The sequence below is a fragment of the Phocaeicola paurosaccharolyticus JCM 15092 genome (genome assembly GCF_000613805.1).
GTDB classification, from domain to species: domain Bacteria; phylum Bacteroidota; class Bacteroidia; order Bacteroidales; family Bacteroidaceae; genus Phocaeicola; species Phocaeicola paurosaccharolyticus.
This window is the reverse complement of sequence record NZ_BAJR01000024.1, coordinates 1-12923: the sequence shown is the minus strand read 5'-3', so window position 1 is coordinate 12923 and position 12923 is coordinate 1. Positions and strand designations below refer to the sequence as shown.

The window sequence follows — 12923 nt, the reverse complement described above, 5'->3', positions numbered from 1 at the left end:
AATTATAATTGCTTTAATGGTATTTTGGCAATCCTTTTTGCATGACGTCCACCTTCGAAAGATGTATTAAAGAACTCCTCAAGAATTTTGGATGCCATTTCAGTATCAATGAATCTTCCTGGCATAACAAGCACATTTGCATCGTTATGTTGACGTGCTAGATGTGCAATCTCAGGAATCCAGCATAATGCAGCTCTTACACCTTGGTGTTTGTTGAGCGTCATGCTTATACCTTCACCACTACCACAGATTGCTACTCCAGGGTAACATTCCCCCTCTTCGATAGCATATCCCAGTGGATGAGCGTAATCGGCATAATCTGTACTCTCAGTGCTACAAGTTCCGAAATCTTTATATTCGTAATTCTTCTCTTCGAGCCATTTTTTTACAAACTCTTTAAGCTCGAATCCGGCATGATCGGATGCTATTCCCACTTTTTTCATTATAACATCTCTTTAACTTGTTTGTATACGTTGTCAGCTGTAAAGCCTAATTTCTCATCAAGTACTTTGTAAGGAGCAGAGAAACCGAAAGATTCCAAACCGAATACTTTTCCATTAGCTCCTACAAGACCTTCAAGATTAACTGGAAGACCTGCAGTAAGACCAAATATCTTAGTACCTTTAGGAAGTATTTCATTCTGATATTCCTTACTTTGACTGCGGAAGAGACCTTCAGATGGAGCAGAAACGATTCTTACTTTAACACCCTCTTTTCTCAATAGTTCAGCACCAGCCTCCAAAGTAGATACTTCAGAACCTGAAGCAACAAGGATTACATCAGGATTGTTGTCTGAACCGGCAACGATATACGCACCCTTAGCAGCCTGTGAGTAGTCATTACCTGCTGGAAGGTTTGTAATATTCTGACGTGAGAAGATAAGTGCTGAAGGAGTTGAAATGTTCTCCATAGCGAGTCTCCAAGACCATGTTGACTCCTCTGCATCAGCAGGACGAAGAACAAGAACTGAGTTGTGTCCCTTATGGTTTTTCAATTTCTCCATCAAACGGATCTGTGCTTCTTGTTCTACTGGTTCATGAGTAGGACCATCTTCACCAACACGGAATGCATCGTGTGTCCAGATAAATTTAACTGGCAACTCCATCAATGCAGCCATACGGATAGCTGGTTTCATGTAGTCAGAGAATACGAAGAATGTAGCGCAAGCAGCGATAACACCACCATGGAGAGCCATACCTAAGCAGCAGCATGCCATAGTAAGTTCAGATACACCTGCCTGAAGGAATGCTCCAGAGAAGTCCCCTGGCTTAAATGCATGAGTCTTTTTTAGGAATCCATCTGTCTTATCAGAGTTTGAAAGGTCAGCAGAAGAAACAATCATGTTCTCTACCTGAGTAGCCAAAGCACTAAGTACAGTTGCAGAAGCAGCACGTGTTGCAGAGTTTGGTTTTTGCTCAATAGCATCCCAATTAACTTCTGGAGCCTTACCTGAGAACCAAAGCTCAAGTTTAGCAGCAAGTTCTGGATTTGATTTAGCCCAATCTGCCTTCTTAGCATATTTCTTAGCTACGATAGCTTTCAATTCCTCTTTTCTCTTAGCATAAAGTTCTTCAACTTCAGCGAAGATTTGGAATGGTTTTGTTGGATCACCACCAAGGTTCTTGATTGTATTAACATATGCTTCACCACCAAGAGGTGCACCATGAGTAGCACAGTTGTTTTCGAAGCTAGAGTTATCCTCTTTACGAGCACCCTTACCCATTATTGTGTGACCGATGATCAATGTTGGTTGACCTTTAACAGCTTTAGCCTCTTTCAAAGCTTCTCTGATCTTGTCTGCATCGTTACCATCGATTTCAATAACTTTCCATTTCCAAGCCTCATATTTCTTAGCAACATCTTCGCTTGTTACATCTTTTGTAGTTGTAGATAGCTGAATGTCGTTTGAGTCATAGAACATGATGAGATTGTCTAGCCCAAGGTGACCTGCAAGACGTCCAGCACCCTGAGAAATCTCTTCCTGAACGCCACCGTCAGAGATGTATGCATATATAGTCTGATCCATAACCTCACCAAGGCGAGCTTTTAGGAATTTAGCAGCTATAGCAGCACCAACAGCAAAAGTGTGTCCCTGTCCAAGAGGACCTGATGTGTTTTCAATGCCACGCATTATGTCAACTTCAGGGTGTCCTGGTGTTGGGCTTCCCCACTGACGGAACTGAGACAATTCATCCATTGTGAATTTGCCGGTAAGAGCCAAAGTTGAATAAAGCATTGGTGACATGTGACCTGGATCAAGGAAGAAACGGTCACGTCCTTCCCAACGTGGGTTCTCTGGATCGTATACTAGGAATTCAGAGAAGAGCACATTGATAAAATCTGCTCCACCCATTGCACCTCCCGGATGTCCGGAATTTGCCTTCTCTACCATTGATGCAGCTAGGATACGGATATTGTCTGCTGCAAGGTTCATAACTTTCTTTTCGTTCATATGTAATAGAATTTTGATTACAAAATAGAATGAATTATCTTCATATTAAAAACTTTTGCAAAGATAACTCTTCATATTTAGTTAGCAATACGTAATAGCACTCTTTTTGCCTACTTCTTATATTGTGAGGCAATTGATTCGATAGGCAAAGCAGATTTGTAGTTCTCTATATAGACGTTGAAACCCTCTACATCTTTAGGATCTGGAGCGATTTCTATTCCTTTATTACCTGCAAAAACTTTATTGTCTAGATAATCTGCAAGTGATAGAGAGTCACTATTATTTACTAGATAGGCACCAAGAAGAGCAATACCCCAGGCACCACCTTCGCCTGCTGTCTCCATTACAGAGATAGGAGAGTTGATAGCGGCAGCAAGTATTTTCTGCCCTACACCTTTAGTCTTGAACAGTCCACCATGGCCTGTTATTCTATCTACTTTAATCTTCTCTTCATTGAAAAGTATGTCATTACCAATCTTCAGGACGCCTACTGAACCATAAAGGTGAGCGCGCATGAAGTTAGCTAGAGTGAATTTATCGTTTGCTGAACGTATGAACAAAGGCCTACCATCGGCTACACCTGTTACAGGTTCTCCTGAAATGTAATTGTATGATAAAAGTCCGCCACAGTCAGCATCACCAGCAAGAGCATTATTGTATAGCTTGCTGAAAATTTCGTTCATATCAACAGGTATGCCAAGTAATTCCTGGTACTCCTTGAATATGTTAATCCAAGCATTAAGATCTGATGTACAGTTGTTACAGTGTACCATTGCAACAGGACTTCCATCAGGAGTTGTAACCATGTCAATCATTTCGTATGGTTTTGAAAGGTCTTTTTCAAGAACAATCATAGAGAATGATGATGTTCCTGCTGAAACATTACCAGTACGCTGTTTAACTGCATTTGTTGCAACCATACCTGTTCCTGCATCACCCTCAGGTGGACACAAAGGTACTCCCGCAGCAAGATTTCCTGAGTCGTCAAGCAGTTTAGCACCCTTCTCAGTAAGCATACCAGCATTTTCTCCTGCATTTAATACTTTTGGAAGTATGTCTGAGAGTTTCCAGCTGAATCCTTTTGGAGCAACAAGTTTCTCGAATTTGCTTACCATCTCTGCAGAGTAGTTCTTTGTCACTGGATCGATAGGAATCATACCAGAAGCATCTCCGATACCTAATACCTTTTCACCTGTAAGTTGCCAATGAACGTAACCGGCAAGTGTAGTTAGGAAATTTATCTCACCTACATGCTTCTCGTTGTTAAGGATAGCCTGATATATGTGAGAGATACTCCATCTCAATGGAATATTGAATACGAAGAGTTCAGAAAGTGCAGCAGCAGCTTCACCAGTATTAGTATTTCTCCATGTACGGAAAGGAACTAATATCTCTTCATTTTTATTGAAGGCCATATAACCGTGCATCATTGCGCTGATACCTATTGCTGCCAATGATTTTATCTCTGTGTTATACTCTTTCTTTACATTTGCACGTAAGTCAGAATAGCAATCTTGCAAACCATTCCATACAGCATCGATGCTGTATGTCCAAAGTCCGTCAACAAACTGGTTCTCCCATGTGTGACTTCCTTGAGCGATAGGTTTGTTTTCCTGGTCTATCAAAACAGCTTTTATTCTTGTTGAGCCGAACTCAATACCAAGAATAGCTTTACCAGATTCTATGGTTGATTTTGCATCTAATTTCATATTGGAACCGATAATTTAAGGTGTTACTATAAAAAATATAAGATAAAAAGTGCCCGGTCATTATTGTCCGGCACTTTTTATCTATAATTATATCTTCAAATTAGCAAAGAGCTTTATTTAGCATGTAGTATATTTCGTTCATGCGAAGTTCTTTCTTGAAGCAGCTTATTGTAGTATCTTTATTGATATGTACCATCTCGATACCAGCTATCTCAGCATAATCTTCCCAGTATTCTGAAGTAAGATCGTATGAGAAACATGAGTGGTGAGTACCACCTGCAAGTATCCATGCTCCAGCACCTACCTCGAAGTTAGGCATTGGGATCCAAAGTGCAGATGCAACTGGCAATTTTGGTAATGGTTTTGGCTCAATGCACTTAACATCGTTAACGATAAGACGGAAACGGTTTCCAAGGTCGATAACAGTAGCTGTACATCCCATACCTGTCTTAGATGTAAAGACAAGACGAGCTGTCTCGCTCTTGCGGATACCTATGCCAAGGAAATGTACTTCCAAGCGTGGTTTACTAGAAGCGATAAGTGGACAGATTTCCAACATGTGAGACTGAAGGATAGCGCTGTTTGCACCGTCGAAGTTCAATGTGTAGTCTTCAAGGAATGAACAACCGTTAGGAAGACCTTGGTTCATTACCCATACAGTACGGCAAAGTGCAGCAGACTTCCAGTCACCTTCAGCACCGAATCCGTAACCCTCAGCCATCAAACGCTGTGAAGCAAGTCCAGGAATCTGATCGAAATGGCTTCCATCTGTCTGGCCAAGATCGTCGAAGTTTGTTGTGAAACCTTTTGCACCTTTATCTTTAAGTATAGCACGTAATGCCAACTCTGCTTTAGCTGAGTTCCAAACCTTCTTGTAAGCTTCAGTAGATTTATCTTCCAAAGAAGCATCATGATCGTACTCCTTGAAGTAGATCTTAACAAGAGCGTCAACTTCATCATCAGTAACCTTGCTCTGGTAAGACATCAATTCGCTTACAGGACAGTAGTCAACGTGGTATCCAAGACGTTCTTCAGCTTCAACTTTGTCACCATCTGTTACAGCAACGTTGTTCATCTGATCACCGAAACGAAGGATAAGCATATCCTGTGAGTCAGCCCAACCAGCACATACTCTCATCCATACAGCGATTTTGTGAAGAGTCTCTTCATCTTTCCAGTAACCTACAACTACTTTTCTGCGGATACGCATACGAGTACAGATATGTCCGAACTCTCTATCGCCGTGAGCAGATTGGTTAAGGTTCATGAAGTCCATATCCATTGTATCCCAAGGAATTTCCTTGTTGAACTGAGTATGAAAATGCATAAGAGGTTTCTTCAACTGTTGAAGTCCGTGAATCCACATCTTAGCAGGAGAGAAAGTGTGCATCCATGTAATTACACCAACACATTTCTCATCATTGTTTGCTGCTTTGAATATAGATTCTACCTCTTTAGAAGAGTTTGCTGTTCCTTTGTATACTACTTTTACAGGTAATTTGCCGGAATTGTTCAAACCTGCTACCATTTCATTACTGTGTGCATCTACTGCGATAACTGCATCGCCTCCGTAAAGTAGCTGAGCTCCTGTTACGAACCAGACTTCATAATTTGAAAAAGCTTTTTCCATGATTTATGTAATTTAATTGTTTGAAATGTGATCTATTTATTTTGTCCGTAATATGCATTAGGACCATGTTTACGATTGAAATGTTTTTCAATGAGCAGTGGGTTCATTGTTAGATTTGGGTTGACAGAGTATGCAATACTAGCCATCTTTGCAACTTGTTCCATAACAACAGCATTATGAACGGCGTCGTTTGCATCTTTACCCCATGAGAAAGGACCATGATTTTTAACTAGTACTCCAGGTGTGTGAACAGGGTTCAAACCTTTGAAGCGCTTAATAATCACTGTTCCTGTTTCAAGTTCATAAGCACCTTCAACCTCTTCTTTAGTCATATCCTCAGTGCAAGGAATTGCATCGTGGAAATAGTCGGCATGTGTAGTACCTATGTTAGGTATGTCACATCCTGCCTGTGCCCATGCAGTTGCATATGTAGAGTGGGTGTGAACTACTCCTCCAACTTCAGGGAATGCTTTGTATATTTCAAGATGAGTAGGAGTGTCGGAAGATGGTTTAAGAGAACCTTCAACAACTTTTCCGTTTAGGTCTACCACAACCATATCTTCAGCTTTCATATCATCATATGAAACTCCACTAGGTTTGATAACAACCAGTCCGGTTTCACGATCTATAGCTGAAACATTTCCCCATGTAAATATTACTAGTCCATGCTTTACTAAATCTAGATTTGCATGAAATACCTTTTCTTTTAGTGCCTCTAACATAATCTTAATGCTATTAGTAACTTAAGTTACAATTTGAATTTAGGTTCCTTACTGTAAGCCTTATCATTAAACTTGTATAGATAAGCTCCACGTCGGGAATTTTGTTTATCAATAAGTTCAGTTTTCTCTATAAAATCCATTTCGGATATACGTTTTCTGAAATTTCTTTTATCAATCTGTTCACTATATATTGCCTCGTAGAGACTCTGTAATTGTGATAAAGTGAACAGCTCAGGTAAGAGGTTAAATCCAATTGGAGTATCGGATGCTTTATGTCTCATCATTACACGAGCCTTGTGCACCATCTCCTCATGGTCAAAAATAAGTGTTGGCAATTCATCTATCTTAGCCCAATAGGCATTGTGTTTCTGGACAAGCTCTCTGTCATATTCATTTACGTTTATCAAAGCATAATATGCTACGGATATAACTCTCTCTCCGGGATCACGGTTTGTATCACCGAATGTCCCTACTTGTTCCATGAAAACATCATTTAGCCCTGTAAGTTCTGCCAAAACCCTCTTGGCAGCATCATCAACACTCTCTTCCTCCTGTACGAAACCTCCCATAAGCGACCATTTGCCTTTAGCAGGTTCAAAATTTCGTTTTAATAAAAGAAGTTTTAGTTCTCCTTTGTCAAACCCAAAAATTATACAATCGACAGATAAATAGAACTTGGGGTTGACATTATAATATGTCCTCATTAGGCTATTACTTTGTTATTATATATTTGGAGGGAGATACCTCCCTCCATGATAGTTTACCAAAAGTAGCAGTAGAAGAGAACGCAAAGAATGATAACACCTAATGACGCGATAACATCCCACTTGTTCCAGCTCTGTTTGATAAGTTGCTTGTAGTCGCTTGTAAATGTGATAGCTTCAATTTGTTGAGCTGTAGGTGCCGGTGTGAAGAATGATATCACAACCATAGCAACAATCAAGAATACTAACAACCATACTTCGAATATCAACCAGTTTGTTTGCCAGAACCAAGTTGTGTTTTCCCAAAATGCTCCATCCATCACCGCTTTACCTGACTCAGTAATTACGTTTGTTAGAAGACGAACCATACCAATTAAGAAGCCACCGATAAGTCCCCATTCACCAGCCTTAGGAGTGATTTTCTTAGAGAATATACCAAGTGTAAATACAGCCACCATTGCAGGAGCAATCAATGATTGAATATCTTGTAGGTAAGAGTATAAGTTACCCATACCCATCATGATAGGCATCCATGCCAATCCCAAAAGTACTACAACTACTGTAGCGATACGACCAACCAATACATAATGGCTTTCGCTCATGCCTTTCTTCATTGGTTTGTAGAAATCTTCAGTAAACAATGTAGCACAAGAGTTGAAGAATGCAGCCAATGAAGCTACTAATGCACAGATAAATCCGATAGTTACAATACCTTTAACGCCGGCAGGAAGAATGTTCTTAACCATCATAGCAAAAGCTCCGTCAGTATCGTGAGTATTAGTGATGTCCATAACGATACCACTACCAGACTTTTGTGCAAGAGCATAAGCCACCATACCAGGAATCAAGAACATGAATACAGGTAACAATTTGAAGTAACCAGCAGCGATAGTACCACGACGTGCACGCTTCATAACTACATCATTTGATTCACCTTTTTGCTGTCCAAGTACACGTTGTACGATATGCTGGTCAGTACACCAATACCAGAAACCGATGATTGAAGCACCAAGGAATACTACATATCCTGGGAATTGTGGGTACATTGGATCGTTAACATCCGTATGGAACATGTGAGTAGTACCAAAACCATCGTGTGCTTCTTTACATACAGCCATCATTTGAGACCATCCTTCAGTAATGCTGCCATCACCTAATTTCATCAAACCTAGGAACAATACTAAGAATGAACCAATGATAAGAATAGGAGTTTGAATAGCTGAAAGTGTCATAACACCCTTCATACCACCAAATACGGTAAATATAGCTGTGATAACAATCAAACCTATAGCACCATACCAGAATGGCAAGCCAATAAGATATTCAAAGAAGATACCGCCTGTGAAAGCAGTTACAGATACTTTAGTCAATATATATGCTATCAATGTGATGATTGACAACCAAGAACCGGTACGTTGTGTGTAACGGAATTTTAAGAAGTCAGGCATTGTGATAATTTTACCCAACTTATTGTTCAATAGTTGATAGAATGGTACGAATAACCATCCAAGAATAAGAATCATCCAACCTTGCATTTCCCAATGTGCCATACCTACACCGTCTTTTGCACCTGTTCCAGCAAGACCTACTAAATGTTCAGAACCGATGTTGGCAGCAAATATAGCAGCACCGATAATATACCAAGGTTCACCTTTACCGAAAAGGTAATCTTGGCTATCAGCACCTTTCATTTTCTTTTTGTCTTTCATAATGGCGTAATATATCGCCCAAACAATGGCTAAGATACCGACAAAAAGAATTGCCCAGTCCAACCATATGAATTCATTCGAATTCCAATTCATAATATTTATTTTTTTAGTTAATAATTTATTTCTCTACACTAAACTTGTAAATGCAGTGGCTAGTGTATGTTTTTCCTGGTTCAAGGATTACAGATGGCCATTGTGGTTTATTAGGAGAGTCTGGGTAGTGCTGAGTCTCTAAACATACTGCAGCTCTTTGTTGGTAAACAATACCTTTTTTACCCTTTACAGTTCCATCAAGGAAGTTACCTGTATAGACTTGAATACCTGGCTCATTTGTATAAACTTGCAATGTGATTCCACTCTTTGGACTGGTTAATTTAGCAGCCAATACATTGATGTTGCCTTTATCTTTTAAGACCCAATTGTGGTCATATCCGTTACCGTTCTTAATCTGTTCACATGTTGTGTCGCCAATCTTCTCTGATATAGCTCTCTCAGTAGAGAAGTCGAATGGAGTATTTTTTACAGCCATCATCTCGCCAGAAGTCATGCATGTGCTGTCAATAGGAGTGATGCTGTCTGAATTAACAAATAGTTTGTTGTCTGTAGATAGTGTAGATGCATCACCGCTTAAGTTGAAGTAAGAGTGGTTTGTCATGTTTATCACAGTCTTTTTGTCGGTTGTTGCACTATAGCTGATGTCTATAGAGTTATCGGGAGTAAGTTTATATGTAACTTTTGCTACTACGTTTCCAGGGAAATTTTGGTCGCCATCAGCTGAGTTCATAGTAAGTTCTAAAGTCTGGTCATTAATTTGTTTAGCCTCGTATACCTGATACTGCCATCCTTTTGGTCCACCATGCAGACAGTGTCCGAAGTTATTCTGTGGAAGTTGGATAGAGTCATTATCAATTACTATTATACCTTTATTGATTCTGTTTGCATATCTTCCTATTGATGCTCCAAAATCGCTTGGCACATTAATATAATCTGCAACATTATCAAAGCCAAGGACTACATCCTGCATCTTTCCAGCTTTGTCAGGAACCATTATTGAAACAATTCTTCCTCCGAAGTTTGTTACGCAAACTTCCATACCATTCTCGTTTTTGAGAGTGTAAAGTTTTACTGCTTTAGTACCATCAATGATAGTGTCGAACTTTGCAGGATTTAAACCTGATTCAGTAAGATTTTCGTTGCTTTTTTGAGCTGTACAACTGCTTAACATTGCTATTGCTATACAGGCAATTAATGTAAATTTGTTAATGTTTCTCATTATTAAAGGCTTTATTAAGAATTAATGGTGTAAAAGTAACACTTAATTCTGTATAGTGTCTATAATACGCTATGTTTTGCAACATAAAAAAAGCTGCTATCAGCAATTTGATAGCAGCTTTATTATATTTTTATCTAGCTTATTAGATAAGCTTTCTAGAACCGTCGCTTATTACAACGTCATATACTTTTGGATAATGACCGAATTTCTCATTGAATCTGTCTTTAGCAGTCTTTATGAATGTTTCATAAAGCTCGTCTTTAACCAAGTTTATAGTGCAACCACCAAATCCACCACCCATAACTCTAGAACCGGTAACGCCACAATCGAAAGCAATGTCATTGAGGAAGTCTAACTCCTCGCAACTTACTTCGTATAGTTTACTCATTCCGTAGTGAGTTTCAAACATTTTCTGTCCAACAGTTTCGTAGTCGCCTCTTTCCAAAGCATCGCATACATCAAGTACTCTCTGGATTTCTCCAATAACATACTCAGCACGTTTGTAATCCTCTTCAGAAATATCGGCTTTAGCCTCATTAAGCATATCCATAGTGCAGTCACGAAGGAATTCTACATTTGGATATTTTTTTGCTATAGCAGCTACAGCGCTCTCGCAGCTCTGACGGCGTTTGTTGTATGCTGAAGATGCAAGCTCATGTTTAACTACAGAGTCAAGAAGAACAAGTTTGTAACCTTTTGGGTTGAAAGGGAAATATTGGTACTCCAATGAACGGCAATCAAGGCGGATAAGATGTCCTGCTTTACCGAAAACAGAAGCGAACTGGTCCATTATACCGCAGTTTACTCCGCAATAGTTATGTTCAGTAGCCTGGCCAACTTTTGCAAGTTCAAACTTGTCTATTTTGTTATCACCGAACAGTTCATTCAAAGCAAAAGCATATGTACTTTCCAATGCAGCTGAAGATGACATTCCGGCACCCAAAGGTACGTCGCCAGAGAAAGCTGTATCAAAACCTTTCACTTCAACTCCGCGTTTAATCATCTCACGGCATACGCCGAAAATATATCTTGCCCAACTTGCATGAGGTGCGTCAGCTTCATTAAGACCGAATTCTGTGTAGTCTTTAAGGTCTATAGAGTATGCGCGTACTTTGTCAGTACCATTAGGTTTGATCTCTGCGACCATACCTTTATCTACAGCTCCCGGAAAAACAAATCCTCCATTGTAGTCTGTATGCTCACCGATCAAATTAATACGACCTGGAGATGCATAAACTGATCCTGCCTCACCATTGAAATGTTTTTGGAATTTACTTCTTACGTATTCTATATCCATAATATTTAATTTGTATATTACTATTAGAGATTATTTAGTCCTTTTAAGATTATTCTTCTACAGGAATATCCTTATTTACATTAATACAACCTTTAAGTCCGTAGAACAATAGGTATACTAACATAGCGATTACCAACCAGTAGCTTGCCATATATCCATATGCATCAGAGATGAACTGCTGTACAAGTGGCATGATACCACCACCAACAACCATCATCATGAAGATACCTGAAGCTTGAGCTGTATATTTTCCAAGACCTTCTACTGCAAGGTTGAAGATACCTCCCCACATTACAGATGTGCAAAGACCACAAAGTACAAGGAATAGGGCACTTACAGGAACTTGAGCCATCTTGAATCCCTCGCTTACACTATAACCAGGCATAGAGATTGTAGTCTCTTTTGGAGTCATGATAGCGATAAGAATAAATACTATAGCTGTTGCTGACACAACGATAAGCTGTGTACGGCTAGATACTTTGCCACTGATAGCACTACTTGCTGTACGTCCTACTAACATTAACAACCAATAAATAGCTGCAATGGCACCACCGATAGCAGCACCATTCTCTAAAAGACCTGCACCTTTTGAAGAAGAGTCAGCAAGATAGAAATTCAATGTTCCAGGGATACCAATCTCAATACCTACATAGAAGAAGATACCGATTACACCTAATAAAGTGTGACGGAAGCTCCATGGGCTGTGAGAAAATTTAGCTTTAGCAGCATTGCCGCCTTTATGCATATGAGGCTCAGGTATTGAAACGAATAGGATTACAAGGAATGCCAAAACAAATACTCCGATAGCCATGAAAAGAAGAGGAGCAACATCCGACATAGCAGTCTTAGAAGTTACTGTGCCGATAAGAGCACCTACAAAAAGAGGAGTAAGAGTGCCTGATAGTGAGTTTAATGCGCCACCTGACTGTATAAGTTGGTTACCTTTGTTACCACCACCACCAAGAAGGTTAAGCATTGGGTTAACAACAGTATTAAGCATACATACGCAGAAACCGCAGATAAATGCACCAAGAAGATATATCACAAAGTTTAATTGGATAGTGAATCCTCCAAGTTCGAAAAGAGATGTTGTAGCACCGAAGATGCTAGAAAGGTATTGTATGAAAAGTCCAAGGATACCAACACCCATAGCGATAAGCGCTGTCTTTTTGTATCCAATTTTTGTAAGCATAATACCTGCAGGTATACCCATGAATAGGTATGCAAGGAAGTTCATCATGTTACCCATCATACCGAGTACGTTAGAACCTTCGTATGCGTTACGCCAGATTGTACCGAATGGAGCAGCCAGATTCGTTACGAATGATATCATGGCAAAAAGAAAAAACATTGTGATAATGGCTATAAGATTGCCATTCTTTGCTTGATTGTTCATTTTTATTAAAGGTATTTATTTAATTATTTGG

At 39.6% G+C, this 12923-nt stretch carries 10 protein-coding genes; all 10 read right to left on the bottom strand.

Annotation, left to right across the window (positions count from 1 at the left end):
- Positions 1–2: 2 nt before the first annotated feature.
- Entirely contained in the window at positions 3–443 is a 441-nt protein-coding gene (gene rpiB, locus JCM15092_RS10205; protein WP_024994572.1) for a ribose 5-phosphate isomerase B, read from the bottom strand.
- Positions 443–2452, bottom strand: a complete 2010-nt coding sequence (locus tag JCM15092_RS10200) for a transketolase family protein (RefSeq protein WP_024994571.1) — start codon at positions 2450–2452, stop codon at positions 443–445. The genes rpiB and JCM15092_RS10200 overlap by 1 nt, the downstream gene beginning before the upstream one ends.
- A 110-nt stretch (positions 2453–2562) precedes the next feature.
- Positions 2563–4161, bottom strand: coding sequence for a xylulokinase (locus JCM15092_RS10195; protein ID WP_024994570.1), 1599 nt, complete (start codon positions 4159–4161; stop codon positions 2563–2565).
- Between the two features lie 100 nt (positions 4162–4261).
- A complete protein-coding gene (gene araA / locus JCM15092_RS10190; protein ID WP_024994569.1) occupies positions 4262–5791 on the bottom strand; it encodes an L-arabinose isomerase in 1530 nt (509 codons plus the stop codon).
- A 32-nt stretch (positions 5792–5823) separates the two neighbouring features.
- A complete protein-coding gene (locus JCM15092_RS10185; RefSeq protein WP_024994568.1) occupies positions 5824–6513 on the bottom strand; it encodes an L-ribulose-5-phosphate 4-epimerase in 690 nt (229 codons plus the stop codon).
- A 26-nt stretch (positions 6514–6539) separates the two neighbouring features.
- Positions 6540–7217: an NUDIX hydrolase gene (locus tag JCM15092_RS10180; protein ID WP_024994567.1), complete on the bottom strand. Its 678-nt coding sequence runs from the start codon at positions 7215–7217 to the stop codon at positions 6540–6542.
- 56 nt (positions 7218–7273) lie between these two features.
- Positions 7274–9019 carry a sodium:solute symporter gene (locus tag JCM15092_RS10175; RefSeq protein WP_024994566.1) on the bottom strand — a complete coding sequence of 582 codons (1746 nt, stop codon included), beginning with the start codon at positions 9017–9019 and terminating at the stop codon, positions 7274–7276.
- Positions 9020–9044: 25 nt separating this feature from the next.
- Positions 9045–10190 carry an aldose epimerase family protein gene (locus JCM15092_RS10170; protein ID WP_024994565.1) on the bottom strand — a complete coding sequence of 382 codons (1146 nt, stop codon included), beginning with the start codon at positions 10188–10190 and terminating at the stop codon, positions 9045–9047.
- A gap of 151 nt (positions 10191–10341) precedes the next feature.
- On the bottom strand, positions 10342–11496 hold the full coding sequence (gene galK, locus JCM15092_RS10165; protein ID WP_024994564.1) for a galactokinase: 1155 nt from the start codon (positions 11494–11496) through the stop codon (positions 10342–10344).
- Positions 11497–11545: 49 nt separating this feature from the next.
- Entirely contained in the window at positions 11546–12892 is a 1347-nt protein-coding gene (locus JCM15092_RS10160) for an MFS transporter (RefSeq protein ID WP_024994563.1), read from the bottom strand.
- Positions 12893–12923: the final 31 nt, after the last annotated feature.

Bases quoted from the DNA above. Each gene is read 5' to 3' on its own strand.
- JCM15092_RS10185 (WP_024994568.1), bottom strand. From the start codon at position 6,513: ATGTTAGAGGCACTAAAAGAAAAGGTATTTCATGCAAATCTAGATTTA.
- JCM15092_RS10200 (WP_024994571.1), bottom strand. From the start codon at position 2,452: ATGAACGAAAAGAAAGTTATGAACCTTGCAGCAGACAATATCCGTATC.
- JCM15092_RS10175 (WP_024994566.1), bottom strand. From the start codon at position 9,019: ATGAATTGGAATTCGAATGAATTCATATGGTTGGACTGGGCAATTCTT.
- rpiB (WP_024994572.1), bottom strand. From the start codon at position 443: ATGAAAAAAGTGGGAATAGCATCCGATCATGCCGGATTCGAGCTTAAA.
- galK (WP_024994564.1), bottom strand. From the start codon at position 11,496: ATGGATATAGAATACGTAAGAAGTAAATTCCAAAAACATTTCAATGGT.
- JCM15092_RS10180 (WP_024994567.1), bottom strand. From the start codon at position 7,217: ATGAGGACATATTATAATGTCAACCCCAAGTTCTATTTATCTGTCGAT.
- JCM15092_RS10160 (WP_024994563.1), bottom strand. From the start codon at position 12,892: ATGAACAATCAAGCAAAGAATGGCAATCTTATAGCCATTATCACAATG.
- araA (WP_024994569.1), bottom strand. From the start codon at position 5,791: ATGGAAAAAGCTTTTTCAAATTATGAAGTCTGGTTCGTAACAGGAGCT.
- JCM15092_RS10195 (WP_024994570.1), bottom strand. From the start codon at position 4,161: ATGAAATTAGATGCAAAATCAACCATAGAATCTGGTAAAGCTATTCTT.